At 66.9% G+C, this 20999-nt stretch carries 19 protein-coding genes; 9 read left to right on the top strand and 10 right to left on the bottom strand.

Going from position 1 to position 20999, the window contains the following annotated elements:
* Window positions 1-22 precede the first annotated feature (22 nt).
* Window positions 23-940 carry a LysR family transcriptional regulator gene (locus M2319_RS05025; protein ID WP_264600344.1) on the top strand — a complete coding sequence of 306 codons (918 nt, stop codon included), beginning with the start codon at window positions 23-25 and terminating at the stop codon, window positions 938-940.
* Window positions 941-957: 17 nt separating this feature from the next.
* Here the strand turns inward: M2319_RS05025 and M2319_RS05020 are convergent, their stop codons facing one another.
* The gene (locus M2319_RS05020) at window positions 958-1866 is read right to left on the bottom strand and encodes a LysR family transcriptional regulator (protein WP_264600343.1); all 909 of its coding nucleotides are present in this window, start codon (window positions 1864-1866) and stop codon (window positions 958-960) included.
* A gap of 175 nt (window positions 1867-2041) precedes the next feature.
* Here M2319_RS05020 and M2319_RS05015 point away from each other — a divergent pair, with 175 nt between their 5' ends.
* The 6 genes from M2319_RS05015 to M2319_RS04990 all read left to right on the top strand — a co-directional run bounded on the left by M2319_RS05015 (window position 2042) and on the right by M2319_RS04990 (window position 9206).
* Window positions 2042-2860 (top strand): ABC transporter permease, encoded by an 819-nt coding sequence (locus tag M2319_RS05015; protein WP_264600342.1) that lies wholly within the window; start codon window positions 2042-2044, stop codon window positions 2858-2860.
* Window positions 2861-2913: 53 nt separating this feature from the next.
* Window positions 2914-3927 (top strand): ABC transporter substrate-binding protein, encoded by a 1014-nt coding sequence (locus tag M2319_RS05010; RefSeq protein WP_264600341.1) that lies wholly within the window; start codon window positions 2914-2916, stop codon window positions 3925-3927.
* 50 nt (window positions 3928-3977) lie between these two features.
* On the top strand, window positions 3978-4868 hold the full coding sequence (locus M2319_RS05005; RefSeq protein ID WP_264600340.1) for an ABC transporter ATP-binding protein: 891 nt from the start codon (window positions 3978-3980) through the stop codon (window positions 4866-4868).
* 45 nt (window positions 4869-4913) lie between these two features.
* Entirely contained in the window at window positions 4914-6620 is a 1707-nt protein-coding gene (locus M2319_RS05000) for a carbon-nitrogen hydrolase family protein (protein ID WP_264600339.1), read from the top strand.
* Between the two features lie 22 nt (window positions 6621-6642).
* Complete coding sequence (atzF, locus tag M2319_RS04995; RefSeq protein WP_264600338.1) at window positions 6643-8484, top strand: allophanate hydrolase; 1842 nt, start codon at window positions 6643-6645, stop codon at window positions 8482-8484.
* A 224-nt stretch (window positions 8485-8708) separates the two neighbouring features.
* Window positions 8709-9206 carry a DUF4405 domain-containing protein gene (locus tag M2319_RS04990; RefSeq protein WP_264600337.1) on the top strand — a complete coding sequence of 166 codons (498 nt, stop codon included), beginning with the start codon at window positions 8709-8711 and terminating at the stop codon, window positions 9204-9206.
* Window positions 9207-9363: 157 nt separating this feature from the next.
* Here M2319_RS04990 and M2319_RS04985 read toward each other — a convergent pair whose 3' ends face one another.
* Complete coding sequence (locus M2319_RS04985) at window positions 9364-9771, bottom strand: hypothetical protein (RefSeq protein WP_264600336.1); 408 nt, start codon at window positions 9769-9771, stop codon at window positions 9364-9366.
* A 136-nt stretch (window positions 9772-9907) separates the two neighbouring features.
* On the opposite strand from M2319_RS04985, the gene M2319_RS04980 reads away from it, so the two are divergent.
* Both M2319_RS04980 and M2319_RS04975 read left to right on the top strand, forming a co-directional pair.
* Entirely contained in the window at window positions 9908-10567 is a 660-nt protein-coding gene (locus M2319_RS04980; RefSeq protein WP_264600335.1) for a response regulator transcription factor, read from the top strand.
* Window positions 10564-11979, top strand: coding sequence for a sensor histidine kinase (locus M2319_RS04975; RefSeq protein WP_264600334.1), 1416 nt, complete (start codon window positions 10564-10566; stop codon window positions 11977-11979). The genes M2319_RS04980 and M2319_RS04975 overlap by 4 nt, the downstream gene beginning before the upstream one ends.
* 29 nt (window positions 11980-12008) lie before the next feature.
* Here M2319_RS04975 and M2319_RS04970 read toward each other — a convergent pair whose 3' ends face one another.
* The 8 genes from M2319_RS04970 to M2319_RS04935 form a co-directional block, all read right to left on the bottom strand.
* Window positions 12009-14042 (bottom strand): oxidoreductase, encoded by a 2034-nt coding sequence (locus tag M2319_RS04970; RefSeq protein ID WP_264600333.1) that lies wholly within the window; start codon window positions 14040-14042, stop codon window positions 12009-12011.
* 71 nt (window positions 14043-14113) lie between these two features.
* Window positions 14114-14872 carry an amino acid ABC transporter ATP-binding protein gene (locus M2319_RS04965; protein ID WP_319801762.1) on the bottom strand — a complete coding sequence of 253 codons (759 nt, stop codon included), beginning with the start codon at window positions 14870-14872 and terminating at the stop codon, window positions 14114-14116.
* Window positions 14873-14889: 17 nt separating this feature from the next.
* Window positions 14890-15696, bottom strand: a complete 807-nt coding sequence (locus M2319_RS04960) for an amino acid ABC transporter permease (protein ID WP_264600332.1) — start codon at window positions 15694-15696, stop codon at window positions 14890-14892.
* On the bottom strand, window positions 15693-16439 hold the full coding sequence (locus tag M2319_RS04955) for an amino acid ABC transporter permease (RefSeq protein ID WP_264600331.1): 747 nt from the start codon (window positions 16437-16439) through the stop codon (window positions 15693-15695). Before M2319_RS04955 ends, M2319_RS04960 begins: the two co-directional genes overlap by 4 nt.
* Window positions 16440-16546: 107 nt before the next feature.
* Window positions 16547-17386: a transporter substrate-binding domain-containing protein gene (locus M2319_RS04950; RefSeq protein WP_319801761.1), complete on the bottom strand. Its 840-nt coding sequence runs from the start codon at window positions 17384-17386 to the stop codon at window positions 16547-16549.
* Complete coding sequence (locus M2319_RS04945; protein ID WP_264600329.1) at window positions 17386-18954, bottom strand: FAD-dependent oxidoreductase; 1569 nt, start codon at window positions 18952-18954, stop codon at window positions 17386-17388. The genes M2319_RS04950 and M2319_RS04945 overlap by 1 nt, the downstream gene beginning before the upstream one ends.
* Before the next feature lie 95 nt (window positions 18955-19049).
* Entirely contained in the window at window positions 19050-19958 is a 909-nt protein-coding gene (locus M2319_RS04940; protein ID WP_264600328.1) for a LysR substrate-binding domain-containing protein, read from the bottom strand.
* Window positions 19955-20893 carry a LysR family transcriptional regulator gene (locus M2319_RS04935; RefSeq protein ID WP_264600327.1) on the bottom strand — a complete coding sequence of 313 codons (939 nt, stop codon included), beginning with the start codon at window positions 20891-20893 and terminating at the stop codon, window positions 19955-19957. The genes M2319_RS04940 and M2319_RS04935 overlap by 4 nt, the downstream gene beginning before the upstream one ends.
* Window positions 20894-20999: the final 106 nt, after the last annotated feature.

Genomic DNA, 20999 nt, shown 5'->3' with positions numbered 1-20999 from the left:
TGGTAAAGTGAAAGTTACGCGAATGAATGTTCCATCCGCTCACATATCGCCATGGTCAAGAATTCCGGTAAAGGCGCTCCTCGTATTTGAGAGCGTTGTCCGTCATAAAAGCGTCATGAAAGCTGGCAATGAATTTTGCATCACGCATAGTGCAGTATCGAAAAACATATCTATACTAGAGGACTATCTCGGCCACACGCTGTTCAACCGGACAGGGCGGACGCTGATGCCGACCGCGGAGGCGGAGGTCCTGGCAAAGGCCGTGCGCGAGGCGGAGAGCCTCATCGACGGGGCCCTTGCCGGCATCGCCGAGCGCTGCGGCACCGTGGAACTCGATATCGTCGCGCCGGCGACCTTCGCCATGCGCTGGCTGATCCCGCGCCTGCCGGACTTCACCGGCCGCCACCCCCATGTCCACCCGCAGATCCGGCCGACCCATACGCCGGACAACTGGCAGACCATTCCCTTCGACATCGCGGTCCGGCGCGGCGCGGACATGCCCGCCCATTTCCTCTCCCGGCCGCTCTTCACCGAGACCATCGGACTGGTGGCGACGCGGTGCGTCGCCGAGCGGCTGCGCGGGGCGCGGGGGGCGTTGCGCCCCGGCGATCTCGTCGCCGCCGACACCCGGCCCGGCGAGCTTGCCGCGTGGCTCGATGCCGCCGGCTTCGGAGCCAAGGCAGCGGAAGCCGCGGTCCACTACCCGCACAACTACATCGCCCTTGAGGCGGCGCTCGCCGGCCGCGGCGCCATGGTCGTGCCGCTGGAGATCGTCCCGCAACTGCTCGACGACGGCCATCTCACCGAGGTCTTCCCCGGCCGCACCCTCACCGGCAGGACCTATCATGTGGGCCACGACCCGCGCTCGCCGAAGCGGCCCTATCTGGACGCCTTCGTCGCCTGGCTTGAGATGCAGACGCCGATGCCGGCCGCGGCCTGATGCCGGGGAGCATCGCCTCAGGCGAATTCGTAGCTTTCGGCGAAGACGCCGGCCAACTGGTCGGCGAAACGGGCGGCGGCGACCGGCAGCGTGCGGCCGCGGAGCTGGGCGAGGTGGAGCTGGCCGAAGGCGACGTCCTTGGCGTCGATCGGTCGGTGGGCAAGCCCGTTGCGCGAAGCCTCCGGCGGCAGGCCGATCGGGATCTGGAACGAGATGAACCCCTCCCGTTCGGCGAGGCTGCGCAGGAAATCGAAGCTGTCGGACTGGACCTGCGGGCTCAGCCGCATGTTGTGGCGCTTGGCCGCCGCCTCCATCAGGCTCCTGACGCCATAGGGCAGCGACGGCATGGCACAGGGATATTGCAGGCAATCCGACAGCCGCACGGTCTCGCGGTCCGCCAGCGGATGGTCGGCCGCCATCATGGCGTGGATCGGCTGCTTGACGATCAGGAGCGTGTGGAAGTCCGCCAGCTTCACCGGCTCGAAGACGAGCGCCACGTCCGCCGAATAGTCCATCAGGGCGTTTTCCGCCGCCTCGCGGTCGCGCACGAAGACGCCGAAGGTCACCGCCGGGTGGCTGCGCCGGTAGGTCTCGATCTGCTGGGGCAGGAAATAGGGCAGCAGCGCCTGGCTGCAGGCAACGGCCACATGGCCGCGCCGGACGCCGGAGAGATCGGAGATCTGCGAGCGCACCCGCTCCATGTCGGAGAGCTGCGAGCGGATGTGGTGGATCATCAGTTCGCCGGCCGTGCTGAGCCGCACGCCGCGCGGCAGGCGCTCGAAAAGCGGCACCCCCAGTTCCTCTTCCAGCCCCAGAATACGCCGGTTGAGGGCCGAGGGCGTGATGTTGAGCGTCTCCGCCGCGCCGCGGATCGAGCCGGCCTTGGCCACCTCGTCCACATAGCGATAGGTGATCAGGTGCCGCATGGCGCCGTCCTACTGTTGCGTTTTTTGCACCGGTGCCGCGTTCAAATAACAGCAGACGGCAACGTAAAGCCTCGATAGGGTCAGCGGCAAGAGGACGCACCCGACCCGAAAAGGGCAGATCGCGACAGAAGCCTCCGGCGGCGGCAACGCCGCCTCTCCAGCAAACGAGGTTGAAATGAGCTCGACCGACAGGACCGCCAACGCTTCGCAGGGATCGCTTCGCCGCATCGCCGGCTCGCAATCCCTGCAATCCTTTGGCCGCTTTGCGCTCGGGCCGCTGATCCTCTTCGCCATCTGGTGGGTGGCGTGGGCGCTCGACCTCGTCGACAAGAATTTGCTCCCCTCCCCCGTCGACACGCTGGTCGACACTGCCGGCAACATCGTCGGCGGCGACATGCTGTTCGATCTGTGGCGCACGCTGGTGCGCGTCGGCTACGCCTTCGCCATCGCCGCCGTCTTCGGCGTGCCGGTGGGCATTGCGCTCGGTGCCAATTCCAAGGTCTACCGGTCGCTGGAATTCATCATCGACCTGTTCCGCTCGACCCCGGCAACGGCGATGTTTCCGCTGTTCCTGCTCCTGTTCGGCCTCGGCGACTTCGCCAAGATCGCGGTCGCGGCCTTCGCGGCCTGGCTCGTCGTCGTCTTCAACACGGCCTACGGCGTCATGAACGCGCGGCCGACGCGGATCCAGGCGGCAAAGTCGATGGGCGCCTCGCAGCTTCGCATCTTCCGCGACGTCATCTTCTACGAGACCCTGCCGCAGACCTTCGTCGGCCTGCGCACGGCCGTCTCAATGGCGCTCGTCGTCATCATCGTCGCGGAGATGTTCATCGGCGCGGTCGACGGCCTCGGCCACCGCATCATCGATGCGCAGATCTCCTATCAGCTCACCGACATGTACGGCTCGATCCTCATCGCCGGTGCGCTCGGCTATGCGCTGAACCTCTTCTTCCTCGTCATCGAGGACGTCTTCGTCCACTGGTCCGGTCGCTGACCGGCCGCCCCCTCACCCCACAATCCGCAAAGGGCAGGAAACAGGATTCCGTCATGAGCAAACCCGGAGAAAACATCATGAAGAAATTTTTGTCTGCGCTGGCCCTTGCCGGTGTCACGGCCGCCTCCACGGGCCAGGCGATGGCCTGCGACAAGATGGAAACGGTCACCGCGGCCTGGCTGCCGATCATGCAGACGACGGCCTACTACGTCGCGCTTGAGGAAAAGCTGTTCGAGAAGGCCTGCATCGAGATCGTCTCCAACAAGATGCAGTCGCCGAACCACATCATCGACGCGCTGGTCGGCGGCCGGGCCGATTTCGGGCCTCCGGGCGCGGCGGCCGGCATCGCCATGCTGGCGGAAGAGAAATTCCCCGGCACCTTCAAGGTGTTCGGCCTGCAGGGCGGCGGCATCAAGGTCGGCCTGATCAATGACGGGCTGATCGTCAAGCCGGACAGCGGCATCGAATCCTTCGCCGACCTGAAGGGCAAGACCCTCGGCCACGTGCCCGGCATCCAGTGGCGGACCATTTCCAAGAAGATGGTGAAGGCCGCCGGCCTCGATCCCGACAAGGACGTGACACTGACGGACCTCGCGGTCGCCATGCAGGTGCCGGCCGTTGCCGGCGGCTCGGTCGATGCGACCCTGTCGCTGGAGCCGGTCGGCTCGATTGCCGTTGCCTCCGGCAAGGCCAAGCGCGCCATGACCAACCCGGTCGCCTCCGTCATCGCCGATCCGTTCTATTCGGGCGCTGCCGTGCTCACCACCAAGTTCATGAAGGAGCGCCCGGAAGTGGCGGCCAAGGTGGTCGAGGTCATCGACGAGGCGACGGACCTCGTCAACGCCGACTTCGAGAAGTACAAGGTCATCATCCCGAAATACACGGCGATCCAGGAAAGCCAGCTCGACCTTCTGGCCCAGCCCTATCTGCGCCCGTTCTACGATCTCAACGAGACGGACCTCAATTCCTACCAGGCCTTCGTCGACATCTTCTATGAGTTCGGCGTCATGAAGGAAAAGATGAACGTCCGGGAAAAGATCCTGAAGAAGGAAGACCTCGCGGGCTGAAGCCGACCGGCCGCCCGTAGGACAGCCCCGCGAAAGGGAACTTTGCGAGCATGAACGTCACCGCAATGCTGAACGCAAGGAAACACACCGGCCGCACCGGAGAAGGCGACGCGACACCCGTCGCGCCGTCTTCCCGGCAGCAGGCGGCGGACGGCACCGCGACGCCGCCCGCTTCCGGCAAACGACAGACCTTCATCACCATCGAAGGGCTCAGCAAGTCGTTCGGCCGGGATGTGGTCTACCGGGACTTCACCCTCAGCCTGCCGGAAGGCAAGATGATCTCGGTGTTCGGGCCGAATGGCTGCGGCAAGAGCACGCTGATCAACCTGATCTCCGGCCTGATGCCGTTCGACGCCGGCCGCGTCCTCTATGACGGCAAGACGATCGCCCAGACGCGGATCTCCTACGTCTTCCAGAACTACCGGGAGGCGCTGTTCCCGTGGTTCCGGTCGATCGACAACATCCGCTACCCGCTGAAGATCATGGGCCTCAAGCGCCGCGAGCAGGACGCCCGCATCGAGGAACTGCTCGCCGACTTCGAGATCAACATCGACCTCAACGCCTACCCCTACCAGCTGTCCGGCGGCCAGCAGCAGACGGTCTCGATCCTGCGCGCGCTGGTCACCGATCCGGAGGTGCTGTTCCTCGACGAGCCGTTCTCCGCCCTCGACTACGAAATGACCCTGTCGATGCGCGAGCAGTTGCAGAAGATTTTCCTGAAGACCGGGACGACGATGCTCCTCGTCTCCCACGACCTGGAAGAGGCCGTGCAGCTTGCCGACAAGGTGCTGCTGCTGACCCGGCGGCCGACCCGCGTCGCGGAAATCGTCGACATCGACCTCGCCTGGCCGCGCGGCACCGAAGCGGTCGCCGATCCGCACTTCGTCGACCTGAAAAGCCATTGCCTGAAGGTGTTCCAGCGCGAAGCGGCGGTCCGCTGAGGCCGCAACACCCCAACGAGAAACCCGAACAAGGGAAGCATCCAGATGCCTAAGTCCGTCTTTCGCGCCGCCGTCGTCCAGACCCTCGCCAAGCTCGGCGATTTCGACCACAACATCGCGCTGATGACGACCTATGTGGACGAGGCCGTCCGCCAGGGCGCCGAACTCGTCGTCCTGCCGGAATGCATGGACACCGGCTACCTCTTCGATTCCCCGGAACACTGCGCGGAACTCGCCGAGCCGATCCCCGGCGGGCCGTTCGTCACGGCGATGGCGAGCCTTTGCAAGAAGCACGGCATCTATATCGCCAGCGGCATCACGGAAAAGGACGGCGACAAGATCTTCAACACCGGCCTGATGCTGGACCGCGACGGCCAGGTCGCCGTGCACTACCACAAGCAGTTCCTCGCCACCCACGACCAGAACTGGTTCGCCTTCGGCGAGCGCGGCTGCCCGGTGGTCGACACCGACCTCGGGCGCATCGGCCTCCTCATCTGCTTCGACGGCCGCATTCCGGAAATCGCCCGCTCGCTCGCCCTGCAGGGCGCCGAGGTGATCGTCGACATGGCCAACTTCTTCGCCATGGACCAGGCGGACATGTGGGGCCCGGCCCGCGCCTTCGAGAACGGCATCTGGCTGGTCGCCGCCACCAAGGCCGGCTACGAGCGCTCGATCTACTATCCGGGCGGCAGCATGATCGCCGACCCGGAGGGCCGCGTCGTCACCTCCATTCCCTACGATACCCACGGGGTGGCGGTCGCCGACATCGACCTTGCCGCGGCCCGGCACAAGCGCGTCTACGGCGCCAGCAACAAGATCGCCGACCGGCGCCCCGACGCCTACGGCATCCTCAAGACGCCCTATGACGAGACGCCGGTCTCAAAGGTCGCCTTCGAGCCGATCGTGCCGGCCGAGGCGACGTCGAAGGTCGCGGCCGTCCAGAGCCACGTCGCCGACCTTTTGCCGGGACCGGAGACGACCGGCGCGGACGACGTCTTCGATATGCTGGACCACACGGCCAAGCTCGGCGTGAAGGTTCTTTGCCTGCCGGAATATGCCTTCTCGCCGGCCTGGATGCCCGATGCGGCCGGGGCGGCGGAGCTGGCGAAGGTCCATCCGGCCCATGTGGAGCGGGCGGCCGGGATCGCCACGCGCTATGGCTGCGTCATCGCCGTGCCCGGCGTCCTCAAGGACAACGGACGCCTCTTTCCGGCAACGACGCTGGTCGGGCCGGAGGGCGAGATCGGCAGCTACCGCAAGGTTCACCTCACCGCCGAGGAGGAGAAATGGGCCTCGCCCGGCTCCGAATTCCCGGTGTTCGAGACGCCCTTCGGCCGCATCGGCATCATGATGGGCTATGACGGCCTCTTCCCGGAGGCCTCGCGCTGCCTCGGCGTTGCCGCCGCCGACATCGTGCTGTGGCCCGCCGCGCTTAGGACGCCCCAGGAGCGCGAATGGCTGACCGTGCCGCGCGCGGCCGACAACCGCATCGCCCTGGTGCTCGCCAACCGGCTCGACTGCCCCTATCCGGGCGGCAGCCTGGCGGTCCCGCCGAACGGCTTCCCGCACTGGGACATCAATGTCGTCGCCCCGAAATCGCTGAAGATGGGCGCCGTCATGCCGATGTTCGTCGACCTCGCCGTCTGCCGGCAGAAACAGATGATCCCGAAGGTCGACATGTTCGCCAACCGGCTGACGGCGACCTACGGGCCGCTGGTCGAGGCCGCCGCCATCGCCGACGTGGCGGAATAACGCCCGAAGCGCCACGACAGCCATGGAAACGCTTGCAACGTCGCCTCTCGCCGAGGGGGCCGTCTCCGGTCCCTTCACGGTGCCCGCCCTGCATGCCGCCTACGCCGCGGGGCTCTCGCCCGAAGCCGTCATCGACGAGGCCTTGCGCCGCCTCGATGCGGCCGACGACGACGGCATCTTCCTCCATGTGGAAAGCCGCGCCGCGCTAATGGCCGCGGTCGCCTCCCTCGGCCCGTTCGACCCGGCGGCAAAGCCGCTCTGGGGCATCCCGTTCGCCGTGAAAGACAATATCGACGTTGGCGACCGGACGACGACGGCGGCCTGCCCTGCCTATGCCTACCGGGCCGAGCGCGACGCCTTTTGCGTGGCGGCGCTGCGCGCGGCCGGCGCGATCCTCATCGGCAAGACCAATCTCGACCAGTTCGCGACCGGACTGGTCGGCGTGCGCACCCCGTTTCCAGCGCCGCGCAACGCAGTCGATCCGGCTCTCGCCCCAGGCGGGTCCAGCTCCGGCTCGGCCGTTGCCGTTTCCCGCGGCATCGTTGCCTTCGCGCTCGGGACAGACACTGCCGGCTCCGGCCGCGTGCCCGCCGCCTACAACAACATCGTCGGCCTGAAGCCGACGCTCGGCGCGATTTCCTCCACCGGCGTCGTGCCGGCCTGCCGGTCCCTCGACACGGTCTCGGTGCTGGCGCTCACCGTCGACGACGCCTATCGGGCGTACCGGGTCGCCGCCCGTCCCGATCCGGCAGATGCCTATTCGCGCAACTTCGCGACCAGCCCCCTCTCCGGGCCGCCACCGGCGTTCCGCATCGGCATTCCCGATGCCGCCTCGCGGGAATTCTTCGGCGACGCCGATCAGGAGCGCTCATTCCTTGACGCCCTGCGGCTCGTCGAGACGCTCGGCGGAGACCTCGTCGAGATCGACTTCGCGCCGTTCTATGAAACCGCGCAGATGCTCTATGAGGGCCCCTGGGTGGCCGAGCGGTTCGTGGTGCTGGAAGAGATGCTGGCAACGCAGCCGGAGGCGGTCCATCCGGTCACCCGTGCGATCATCGAAAAGGGCCGCGACATGAGCGCGGCGGACCTCTTTCGCGGCATCTACCGGCTGAAGGCCCTGGAACGGATCACCGCGTCGGCCACCGCCTCACTCGACGCGCTCTGCGTGCCGACCGTCCCGACCTTCTACACCGTCGCCGACATCGCCGCCGATCCCGTCGGCACCAATGCCCGGCTCGGCACCTACACCAATTTCGTCAACCTCCTCGACATGTGCGGCATCGCCGTGCCGACGGGGCCGCGCGCGGACGGACGGCCCGGCAGCATCACGCTTTTGGCCCGTGCCGACCGGGACGCCGCCATCGCAGCGCTGGCGCGCGAGATCCATGCGCTTTCCGCACCGACGCTCGGCGCGACCGGGGCGCCGCTGCCGCAGGCCGCTGCCCTGCCCTTCGGGCCGGCGGAGGACGAGATCGAGCTTGCCGTCGTCGGCGCGCATATGTCGGGGATGCCGCTGAATGGCGAACTGACGCGGCTCGGCGCACGGTTCCTGCGCGCCGCCCGCACCGCACCCTTCTATCGCCTCCATGCCCTTGCCGGCGGGCCACCCTTCAAGCCGGGGCTGGTGCGCGACGGCGCCGGCGCGGCGATAGATCTGGAGACCTGGGCCGTTCCGAAACGCCAATTCGGCGCCTTCATGGACGGCGTCAAAAGCCCGCTCGGCATCGGCACGCTGACCCTTGAGGGCGGCGAAGAGGTCAAGGGGTTCCTGTGCGAGGCCGCCGGGCTCAAGGGGGCGACGGAGATCACCGCCTTCGGCGGCTGGCGCAGCTACATGGCGTCCGTGGCCGCGCGGACTGCTTAGGGCCTTCCCCAAGGCCCCGTTTCCTCAGCGCGATGTCCCGGCGCCGGGCTCTTCAGCGGCCCGACGGCTCCTCTCCTTCAAAAAAATCGCCATCGCGGATCGCGCTTAAGCCTCCCGTCAGGCAGAAGGGGTTTTCTCGTTTCCGAGGCCGGGCGATGCGCCCGGACCTGCCGTTCTCCCACCGGCTTCGCGAAAAACGCGTCCGAGAAACAGGAATACCCGAAATGACCGCTCTCCTGATGCGCTATGCAACGCCAGCGACGATCACCCTTTTCATCGTCTCGCTGGTCTCCGGCATCGCCCTTTTCTTCCATGTCGGCCCGTCGGCCTTCCACGGCATCCACGAATGGCTGTCGATGGTGCTCATCATCCCCTTCGTGCTCCATGTCTGGCGCAACTGGCGGCCGATGACGCTCTACCTGAAGGGACGCCCGCTGTTCCTCTCCGCCGTCGTCTCGGTGCTCGCCTCGGCGATCTTCTTCATTCCGACCGGCAATGCCGGCCGCGGCGGCCCGCCGGTCTTTGCGCTGTCGCGCCAGATCATGCAGCACACGCCCGCCGAGGTCGCCCCGGCGCTCGGCACCACCGAAGAGGCGCTGACGCAAAAGCTCGCCGCCGCCGGCTACAAGCTTGCGCCGGGCCAGTCCCTCAATGCCATCGCCGAAGGCTCCGGCAAGTCGATGATGGATATGGCAAGGGCACTGACCGCCAAGGCTCAGTAGGCAATAACCCCTCCGCCGGCATGCGGTCGGCGGAGGGCCTTTTCTTCTTCCCAGACACAAAAGTGCCCGCCAACATCGCCGGCGGGCATTTCTTTTTGCTCGGAAAGGCGGGCCGGCGCCGGATGCTACGAGCACATCCGGCACCGGCGGGGAACTCCTAGTAAGACCAGCCGGGGCAATTGCCGCGGCAGCCGCCATAGCCGTAGCCGCGGCGTCCGTAACCGTAGCCATAGCCGCCCCGGCCGTAGCCGCGTCCGCGATAGCATCCGCCGCGGCCCCAGCCGGGACCGCCCCAGCCGCGGCCACGCCAGCCCTGACCATTCCAGCCTTGCCCGCGCCAACCGGGACCACCCCAACCGGGGCCGCCCCAGCCACGGCCGCCCCATCCGGGACCGGGCTGACCGTAGGTGTTCGGGCCGGGCTGCGCCTGGACCGGCACGGTCTGCTGCTGGGTCTGGGCATTGGCGGCGGGCTGCTGCGACGTCTGGGCCGACGCCCCGGCAAAGGGCGACAGCGACACGGCGAGCACCGTTGCTGCGAGAAGGGTCTTCAGTGCGGGTTTCATGGCAACCTCCTTTGGTGGATCGGTAGCCAAACCCTCCTCTGCGGGGCTGAAGCGTTGCTGACGAGGGACGAAAAACCGCTTCAGCTTCCTGTCAGGATCGGGGCGCAGTAGGGTGGTTCGCGACAAAGGAACACCCATGCGAATCCTTCTCGTCGAGGACGACACGGTGCTCGGCGCCGCCGTGCACGACCAGCTCAAGGCCGACGGCCATTCGGCCGACTGGGCGACGCGTCTCGACATGGCCGAGGAAACGCTCGCCGTCGGCGTCTTCGACCTGGTGCTCCTCGACCTGATGCTGCCGGACGGACGGGGGATCCCGTTCCTGAAGGCGCTCCGGGCGCGCGGCGACGCGACGCCCGTCATCATCCTGACCGCGCTCGACCAGGTGTCGGACCGGATCGAGGGGCTCAATGCCGGCGCCGACGACTATATGGTGAAGCCCTTCGACCTCTCAGAACTCTCCGCCCGCATCGGCTCGGTCGCCCGGCGCTATACGGGCAATCCGAACCCGCTGGTGCATCTGGGTTCGCTGGAGGTCGATCTTGCCGCCAAGACGGTCAGGCGCGACAGAACGCCGGTGACGCTGACGGCACGGGAATGGGCGCTGTTCGAGGCCTTCGTGCAGGCCAAGGGCCGCCTGTTGTCGAAGACCCAATTGGAAGAGCACCTCTACAGCTTCGACGACATCATCGAGAGCAACACCATCGAGGTCCATATCAGCCGGTTGCGCAAGAAGCTCGGCCGGGAACTGATCGAGACCGAGCGCGGCCTCGGCTACCGGCTGGCCACTCCATGAAAGGCCCGCGCTCGCTTCTCCTCAGGCTGGCGCTGGCGCTCGGCGTCGCGGTCACGCTTCTGTGGCTGGCGGCCGCCGCGATCATGGCCAAGCAGCTCCAGCGCGAGATGGAGGTGGTGTTCGACGCGGCGCTGCGGGACACCGCGCACCGGATGTTGCCGCTGGTCATGCATGGCCGACGGCCCCCCGGACCGGGGCGCGGCTGGGGACAAGGTCGAGGTAGAGGCCGCGGCTGGGGCGGGCGGCGATGGCAGGAGGAAGCGCGGCCCGGGGACGGCAGCCCGCCGCCGGATATCGAAGACAGCCTGCCGGAGGCCCGGGACAATTATCGCTATGCGATCTTCGACGAGGCGCGAGAGGTCATCGCGATTTCCGACGGCGTCGACCCGTCCTTCTTTCCGCCGTTCGAGCGCGAAGGGTTTTTCGAGGCCAAGGGCTACAAGTTCTTCTACGACCGCACGCGCCGGCGCGACGTCTATATCGTCATGGCCGAGCCCCTGTCGCGGCGCGCCGCCGTGGCGCGGGAAATGGCGATGGGGCTTAGTTGGCCGCTGCTCGCCGTCATTCCGCTCAGCATCCTCGCCATCTTCTTCGTCGTGCGCGGCAGCCTGACGCCCGTGCGCAAGCTGCGCGACGACCTCGGCGACCGGGACGCGCGGCACCTTTCTCCCGTTGCCGACCACGGCCTGCCGAGCGAGCTGACGCCGATCGTCGGCAGCATCAATGCGCTGTTTGCCCGCCTCAAGGCCGCCTTCGAGGCGGAGCGCAGCTTTGCCGCCAACGCCGCCCACGAATTGCGCACGCCCGTTGCCGGCGCCATCGCCCAGGCGCAGCGGCTGAAGGCCGAAACGAAGGACGAGAGCGCCGCCGCCCGCGCCGGCGAGATCGAGACCACATTGAAGCGGCTCAACAGCCTGTCGGAAAAGCTGATGCAGCTTGCCCGGGCCGAGGGCGCCCGGCTGCGCACCGATACGGCGAGCGACATGCGGCCGATCCTGAAGATGATCGTGCAGGATTTCGAGCGCTGCAACGCCGCCGGGCGGCTCGACCTGACGATGGCCGACGACCCGGTGCTCTCCGACCTCGACCCGGATGCCTTCGGCATCCTGGCGCGCAATTTGGTCGAGAACGCCCTGAAACACGGCGCGGCGGATGCGCCCGTGACGGTTTCCCTCATCGCACCCGGCCGCCTCACGGTCGCCAATGCGGGGGCCGTGATCCCGCCGGACGAGTTGACCCGGCTGACGGCGCGCTTTGCCCGCTCCGCCGGAACGGTCGACGGCAGCGGCCTCGGCCTTGCCATCGTGCGCACCATTTGCGAACGCGCGGCGGCGACACTCGACCTCAGATCGCCGGCAACCGGCCGCACCGACGGCGTCGAGGTCAGCGTGACCCTGCCGCACGGGCGCTGAGGGAAGGTCCGCCCTCCCCTCGCCCCGGATCAACTCACCGAGCAGAGGCGCAAGGCGTCGTAGATCGCCGCGTGGACGTTGCGCGAGGCCTGGGCATCGCCGATGCGGTGGAGTTCGAAGCCGTCGGTGGCGCACGGCTGGGGGCGCACCTCCTTCAGGGCATGGATGTCGGTGATGCCGCGATTGCCCGAATGCTCGCGCAACTCCTCGAAGAGATCGTCCATCGGGATCGTGCCCATGTCGACGACCACCTGGTCGACGAGGCGAGTGTCGGTCTTGTGAGTCAGTTCGTTGAGGAGCACGGCTTCCAGCCGGTTGCCGGTGCGGCGCACCTCGGTCAGGCGCAAATGCCCCTCAGCGCGGAGGCCGGAGAGGGCGAACTCCTTCTGCCAGCGGACGATTTCCGGATAGACGAGGTCCTGGGCGACGTTCGCGTCGATGGTCGTCAGTTGCACGTTGGCGCCGTCGGCTCCGGCCATGTGCGCGGCCATCAGGGCCGGATGACGTCCGGTACCGTCCCAGACGAGGACGTCGCCCTGGGGCCGCACCTGACGTCCGACGACGTCCCAGGCGCTGTGCACCAGATGCGCGCCCGAACCGAACTCCGTCTGCGGCACGCCGCCGGTGGCGAGGATGACGAGATCGGGGGATTCCGCCAGCACGTCCGCGGCTTCCACGAACTTGTTGCACTCGACGGTCACCCCGAGCCGGTCCAGTTCGGCCAGGCGCCATTCGACGATGCCGATCATGTCGCGGCGCCAGCCATTGGCGGCAAGGAGGAGCTGGCCACCGGGCTGGGCGGCCGCCTCGAAGATGCGGACCTCATGGCCGCGGAGGGCGAGGATGCGGGCAGCCTCCAGCCCGCCGGGGCCGGCGCCGACGATGACCGCGCGGCGCGGCGTGTCGGCCCTGGCGATGTCGTGGCTGAGGGTCGTTTCGCGTCCCGTGGCGGCGTTGTGCAGGCATTTCGGGCGGTGGGGCGACTGGCAGTGGCCGGCGCCGACGCAGGGGCGGATGCGGTCCTCCTCGCCCCTCAGCAGCTTTGCCGTCATGTGCGGGTCGGCGATCTGCGGGCGGGTCAGCCCGGCCATATCCACATGGCCCTCGGAGACGGCAAAGCGCGCGGAGGCAAGGTCGGAGAGCTTGGCGGCGTGGAACACCGGCAGATTGACCTCGCGCTTGAAGCGGCCGACGGCGCCGACCCAGGGCGCGGCCGGCGTTCCCATGCCGGGGAAGGTCTCCTCCGACAGGGCGCGGGCGGTGTCCATCGAGCCGTAAAGGGCGTTGAAAAAGTCGACGGCGCCCTCGCTCTGCAGGATGCGCGCCGCTTCGATGCAGTCTTCCGGCGAGAGCTCGCCGTCGATGCCCTCGTCGACCACGAAGCGCATGCCGACGATGAAGTCATCGCTGACATTGCGCCGAATCTCCTCATGCACCATCAGCGCAAAGCGGATGCGGTTCTCCAGCGAGCCGCCAAAGCGGTCGGTACGGTGGTTGGTCTTCGTCGACAGGAACTGGCCGATGATGTGGCCACCCGAAAGCGTTTCGATGCCGTCGAGGCCGCCCTCCTCGCAGCGCCTTGCGGCTTGGCCGTAGGCCTTCACGATGCGCGCGATGTCGTCCTCGTCCATCTCGCGCGGGATCGCCCGGTGCAGGGTCTCGCGGATCGGCGAGGGGGCGATGGCCGGCAGCCAGTCCTGGGCATAGGGGTCGCCGCGGCGGCCGAGATGGGTGATCTGGCACATCAGCGCCGCGCCTTCAGCGTGCATGCGCTCGGAGAAGCGCTGCAGGTGCGGGATGATGGCATCGGTGCCGACATTGAGCTGGCGGAAGATGTCCGGGCTGTCGATATCCACATTGGACGAGCCGCCGAACATGGAGAGAGCTATGCCGCCCTTGGCCTTTTCCTCGTGATAGGCCTGGTAGGCCTCCTGGGGGAAGTTGTCCTTGTCGAGGCCGCAGGCATGGGACGTGCTCATGATGCGGTTGCGCAGCGTCAGCTTCTTGATGGCCAGCGGCTGCAGCAAGGGGTCCCGGCTTCGCACAAGGCTCTGGTCGTTCATTGCATGGTCTCCTGGAGGCGGACGGAATTCGGGCGTTGCCCCGTCCGGAATCGTTTTTTTGTGGGCGCGCGTCAGAGAACCTTGGAGAGGAACTCGCGCGTGCGGGGGTCCTGTGGGGATTCGAAAATCATTTCCGGCGGGCCGCTTTCCACGATCCTGCCGTGGTCGGTGAAATAGACGCGGTCGGAGATCTCGCGGGCAAAGCCCATCTCGTGGGTGACGAGGACGCAGGTCATGCCGTCGGACGCCAGTTCCTTGATGGTGACCAGCACTTCCTTGACCGTTTCCGGGTCGAGCGCGGCGGTGACCTCGTCGAACAGCATGACGTCGGGCCGCATGCAGAGGCTCCGGGCGATCGCCACGCGCTGCTGCTGGCCGCCTGAAAGCTCGGCCGGATAGGCGTCTTCCTTGTCGACGAGCTTGACCTTGGCGAGCAGCGCCCGGGCGCGCTCCTCGACCTCGGCCTTCTTCTCGCGCAGCACCAGGAGCGGCGCCATCATGATGTTGTCGAGGACGGTGCGGTGGGGGAACAGATTGTACTGCTGGAAGACGATGCCGACCTTGCGCCTCAGCGCCAGCTTGTCGAGCTTTTCGTCGTGCACCTCCTGGCCCTCGACGGTGACCGAGCCGCTGGTCACCGGGGTCAGGCCGTTGATGGTCCTGACGAGCGTCGACTTGCCCGATCCCGACGGGCCGATGATGCAGATGACCTCGCCCTTCATCACCTCAAGGTCGATGCCCTTCAGCACCTCGAAGGAGCCGAAGGATTTGTGCACGTCCCGGAGCGCCACGATGGGCTGGTCCGGGGTCCAGTTCGGTGCGGCTTGCATGCTGGAGCTCACTCTTGTCACGACCCGGCCGCAAAGCGGCGTTCGAGCCGGCGGGTGTAGATCGAGATGGGGTAGATGAAGACGAAGAAGATCGTCATCAGGAACAGGTAGAAGGGGATGAGGAATTCCGGGTGGGAGCCGGCGGCCTCCATGGCGGCCTGGGTGTTGCCCAGCGCCTCGTTGACGCCGAGGATCGCGGCCATCGGCGTCATCAGCATCAACAGCGCGTACCAGTTCATCCAGGGCGGCAGCATGCGGCGGATGCACTGGGGCAGGATGATGTAGCGCAGGGTCTGGTGCCGGGTGAAGGCAAGGCTTTCCGCGCTCTCCCACTGGCCGGACGGGATCGACAGCACGGCACCGCGCAGGATCTCCGCGACGTTGGCCATGACCGGAAGGGCAAAGCCGATGGTCGCCTTGACCCAGTCGGGAATGAGGATCTTGTCGCCGCCGGGCAGCGTCACCTGGAACGGCAGCAGCAGCATGATGGCGAACAGGATGACCAGCCAGGGCGAGTTGCGGAAGAGCTGGGTGAAGAGCTTGGCGGGCACGCGCAGGACAACGCTCGGGCTGATCTGCATGAAGCCGAGGATGACGCCGGCGACGGTCGCGATCGCCATCGCCAGGATGCTCATGATGAGGTTGAGCAGGAACCCTTTCAGGATGAAGGGGATCCAGACGATGAGGGTGGACAGCGCCGAGACCCGGGTGCCGTCGGTGCCTTGCGCGGCGACAGTGAGCGAGGCGAGGCACAGCACCGCGGTCAGGGCCGGTGCGCGCCAGGTGATGCGGGTGAGCGCGGTGACGGACATGGTGCGGGTCATTGGCCGTATCCCGGCAGCGCGAGCTTGCGTTCCAGCCAGCCCATCACCCAGGCGATGATCGCCACCAGAACGATGTAGTAGAGGAACAGAAGGATCATCATTTCCGGCACGTTGACGCTGTCCGACCAGATGTTGCTGAGCGTGTAGGTGATCTCCGGGACCGCGATGACGTAGGCGAGCGAGGAGGTCTTGGCGAGGCTGATGACGTTGTTGGTGAGCGCCGGTAGGCTGAACCGGAAGGCCAGCGGCAGGGTGATGTAGGCGAAGATCTTGAAGTCGGAAAAGCCGAGCGCGTCGGCCGCCTCCTTGGTGGTCTCCGGCACCGCATCGACGCCGGCGCGGAAGATCTCCACATTGTAGCTGCCGCCGAAGATGCCGAGCGCGATGACCGCCCAGCCGAAGGAGCCGATCACCGGTTCATACCAGCCGCCCATGTCGACCTGGGGCGTGATCGCGCCGAGCCCGAAATAGAAGAACAGGAGCTGCACGATCGGCGGCGTGTTGCGGAAGATCTCGATATAGGCGGCGACGAGGAACCGCACGATCCGCAGCTTCGAGGTCTGGGCGCCGGCGCCAACGACCCCGATCACCATCGAGACGGCGATGACCGCAAGGATCAGCTGGACGGACACCCACATGCCTTCAAGCAGCCGCCCCCAGTCATAGGGGTCGTAGAACGGGGTGAAGTTGATGCCCGTCGTTTCGTAAAGGCGCTGGAAGAAAGGCGCAAAGAGATCGAGCACGGCACAAACCTGCTACATACCACTACCACGGGCGGCGTGTCCGGCGATTTTCGCGCCGGCGCGCCGCCCCGTTCAATTGTCGGAATGCCAGAGTACCCCGGCAACCGTCAGTTGTTGAGATAGCTGTTATCGTAGGTGAGCTGCTCGTGCATCTTGGCGAGCCAGGGCGACGGCTTGACGCCCCACTTCTTCTCCAGCTCGATCAGCGTGCCGTCCTTGTGCCAGTTGTAGGCCATGCCGGCCATGAAGGCGCCCCAGATGCCGCTCTGCTCTTCCAGCGGAACGGCGGCGCCCCACGGGTTGGAGAACACGGTATCGACCGGCATCTCGAAGCCTTCCCACTCGCCGCTGGCGATGTCGGCGGCGATCGAGGTGTCGTCATAGACCCACGCGATGCACTTGCCGGAGCGCAGCGCCTGCTTGGCCTCGGTGTTGCCGCCGAAGGCGATGACGTTGGCGCCGAATTCGGTCTCGGCGATCTTGTTGTAGAAGACGCCCTGCTTGCCGCAGACCGGCTTGCCCTTGATGTCGTCCCAGGACTTGATGACGCCTGCCTTGGCCATCAGGGTCGGGCCCGAGGTCCAGTAGGCCGGCTCGATGATGCCGACGACCTTGCGGCGGTCGGGGCGGTCGGACATGGCGCCGATCAGAAGGTCGACCTTGCCCTGCTTGAGGAACTCCATGCGGTTGGCCGAGGTGATGACGACCGGCTCGAGCTTCACGCCCATGCGGTCGGCGACGGTCTTGGCGAGGTCCACCTCGATGCCCTGCAGGGTGCCGTCCGGGGCACGGAAGGCCCACGGCCGGAACGCACCCTGGACACCGACGCGCAGGACGCCGCGATCGAGCACTTCCTTGAAGCGGTCGTTCTGAACGTCCTGGGCGGCACTGGTGCCGACGGTCGCGGCCGCAATGGCAAGCGCGCCGACGATTGTCTTCAGTCTCATCATGTCGAACTCCTCTGGTGGTGTTGGCCGGTATTGTCGTTATCGATCTGGTCCGGCGTTTGGCGTTTGGTGTCGACCCCGTCCGGAGGGCCGAATTCCCGCTCCTGTCGGGCGAGAAAGGCAGTAACTTCACGTTGTGTACGCTCAGCGTCCCAACCGAACAAGGGCGCAAGCTTGTCGGCCGTGCGGGCGACCCGCTCCGGACCGACGAGCCCTTCCCAGACGGCGCCGGTGCGCTGCACCAGGACGCCGTGCAGGTCGTGCGCGTGTTCGTTCGTCACCGCCCGCACCTCCGCATCGGCCTGGTTTTCTCCAGGTTCCTGCGGGGTGCGAACGGCGGCACGCTGGGGACTCCCGATTTTCGCGCGCACTCTGGCCAGCATTTCGCGGCCGGCGCTGCGATGGCTCATGACCGGCCCCGCGGTCATCGCCAGAACGTTGTCGAATTCGTTGTCGCCGAGATCGTGCACCGTGCGCTCCCGTGCGCCCATCGGGCGGTCGGGGTCGTGGGTCAGCGGGCGCACGCCGGCCCAGCACTGCTCGATGTCGCTGCGCTTGAGATTCAAGCCGGGAAGCAGGTGGTTGGTCTCGCCGATGAGGAACTCAAGGTCCTCCGCGTCGACCCGGATGTCGTGGGCATCGCCGTTGAACAGGGTCTCGGTCGGGCCGAAATAGTAGCGGTCGGCGCCGAGCGGCAGGCCGTAGAACGGGTAGCCGCGCCGGTGCAGGGTCGCGATGCCCCGGTTGGCGTAGCCGGCCGGCAGGCGGATGATGATATGGGCGCCCTTGGTGCCGCGCACCAGCCGCTTGCCGAAGCTGCCGACGTCGTCGGCCCAGGTACCGGCCATGTTGAGGACGGTGCGCGCCCGCACTTCGCGGAATTCGCCGGTCGCCACGTCTTCCAGGGCAACGCGCCACAGGCTTACGGCATCGCGTTCGCGGATTTCGGCCCGGGTCTGCAGGCAGATGTCGGCGCCGTGGGCCTCGGCGTCGACGGCGTTGTCGACGCACAGCCGCTCCGGCGCACCGAACAGGTATTCGCGGACGCTGACCATGCCGCGCAGGGAGTCCTGGTCGCGCAGGTGCTTGCCGATCGGATGATGCCGGGCCTCCTCGGCGTTGCGCACACGCCGGTCGAGGGGCGGATCGCTCGGGCCTAGCAGGCCCAGAAGGCGGATGCCGAGATCGAGCTGCCAGCGCGGATAGGGGCCGTCGGTCCAGACCGGAAAGGAGAGTTCGATGGCGCGGGTCGCGACGGTCTCGTCGGCGGCGAGTTCCGTGCGCGCCAGCATCGCCTGGCGGGCCATGTCGGCGGCGCGGGCAAAGCGCAAGGGATGGCGGACGGCGTCCCAGACCGGATGCTCGGTCTCGAAATAGCGCAGGCCGCAATGCAGCATCCGCGAGGATCGGCCGCTGGCGCCGGAGGCGAAGTCGTCGATCTCGGCCAGCAACGTGCGGTAGCCGGCTCTCGCCAATTCGCGCAACGCCGCAGTGCCGTTGACGCCGCCGCCGATCACGACGACGTCATAGGTCTCCTGTTCGTCAGCACGATGGGTGGCCTGTTTCATTGGAATATGAAAAACGGCCGCCAACTGGATTCAAAATGCAAAATACTCCTTTCAGTATGCAAATGACGCATAATGAAGGGATCGGCAATTATCGATTATTCGAGGACGGTGGCGAGCACCTCGTCGCGCAGGATTTCGGCCTGGCCGATCAGTTCGTTGGCCAGTGCACTGGGCCCCCGCTGCTCCGGCTGCAGCAGCGCGATGCGGCAGGGAAGGTGCGGCCGGAACGGGCGGTAGACGATGCCGGGATCGCGCTGGGCCCAGGCCGTGAACGGGTCGACGATGGCAACGCCCAGCCCGCGCTTGACCATGTTGCAGATCGGCGCCGACATGGTGCTCTCGATGACCTGGCGCGGGGCGATGCCCGCCCCTTGCATGATGTCGTCGAAGGTCCGCCGCGCCGACACCGTCACCGCCCAGCCGACCAGCCTGTGGTCCCGCAGGTGCTCGGGCCGCAGCACCTCTTCGCCGGCCAGCGGATGGTCGGCGGGGATTGCCGCCACATAGACCGTGTCGGCGAAAATCCGCGTCTGGAACCCGGACAGGAGGAACGGCGTCTCGGCAAGACCGAAGTCGACCTGCTGGGTCGCCACCCATTTCTCCACGCTGACGGACATGCGCACATTGAGGGCGACGCGGGCCTGCGGCCGCTCGCGGCAGAAGCGGGCGATGACCTCGGGCATGAATTCCAGGCCGAGCGCCGGCAGGCAGGCGATGCCGACGCCCTGTTCCAGGCCCTCTTCCAGGCGACGGCCGAAATTGTCGAGCGAGGACAGCGACACGAACAGCTTCTCGACCTCGTCGAGCAGCAGGTGGGCAGCATGGGTCGGCACCACCCGGCCGCGGCGGCGCTCGAACAGCTTGACGCCGAGGTTTTCCTCCAGCTTGTCGATCATCCGGCTGACGGCCGGCTGGCTGCGCCCGAGGATTTCCGCCGCGCCCGACACCGTGCCGGAGCGCATGATGACCTGGAAGGCCTCGTAGATCGCAGGATTCACGCTCATGGCGCCTCTCCGGGCCTCAGGATCGCGCCGAGGCCGAGTTCGGGATGGTTGGTGTCGATCGCCGCAAGGTCAGAATGCATCTCTTCCAGCAGCCAGTCGGCGACCGCGGAAACGACCTCGGACCGCGGGCCTTCCTCGCGGATCTGCAGGCGGCATTCGCGGCCCGGCACCGTCAGCGTCCGGCTTGCCGGCACCAACCGCCCCTCGCCCATCCAGTGCGAGACGATGTTGAGCCATCCGGCGGCGACGCCCTGGCCGACGAGGGCGGCCTGCACGACGACGGAATAGTCGGAAAAGGTGAGACGTGCCTGGGGCGCCGCGCGCGATCCCGTCTCCACTGAGGTGAGCCGGTCGGGGGCGTCGCCCTCCAGTAGGATAAGCGCGGCGCTGCCGCCGCGCATCGTCTGCAAATAGCTCGGCGCGCAGACGGGGACATAAGCCTCCTGCATGACGAAGCGGCCCGGCGTCTCGCCGGGGGCGCCGTAGCGCATGGCGAGATCGACGTCGCCGAGGCCGCCGGTCACCGGTCCGGGGATGAGCTGGAAGCGCAGGTCGACATCGGGAAACGCCGTCTGGAAGCGCGTGATCCGGGGCATCAGCCAGTGATTGGTGAAGGCGGTGGAGACCGAAATCGTCACCTGCGACTTGCCGGTGCGGCGCTCCTCGATCTCGTGCAGAGCGCTTTCGACCTGGGCAAATGCCATCGAGACGGCGGTTTTCAGGAGTTTTCCGTCTTCCGTCAGCCGCACGCCCGGCTTGCCGCGCTGGAAGAGCTGGGCACCGATATGCGCCTCGAGCATCGCCAGGGCGCGGCTGACGGCCGGCTGGGTGACGTTCAGCTCGGCCGCGGCATGGGTGAAATTCTCGCAGCGCGCGGCGGCTTCGAAGACGAAGAGGGATCCGGGCGACGGCAGTCTGCGGCGAAGCGTTGTCATAAGGTGAGGTTATGACACCCACAATTTTTTGACAATTGCCGAACGCGCGCTTCCTGCCTCAAGGTCATCGCACCCAAGCTGAAGACCGACCCACAAAAAGCGAGCT

The organism is Rhodobium gokarnense, assembly GCF_025961475.1.
Taxonomy (GTDB): Bacteria; Pseudomonadota; Alphaproteobacteria; order Rhizobiales; family Rhodobiaceae; genus Rhodobium; species Rhodobium gokarnense.
This window is presented reverse-complemented; position numbering and strand designations above follow the sequence as displayed.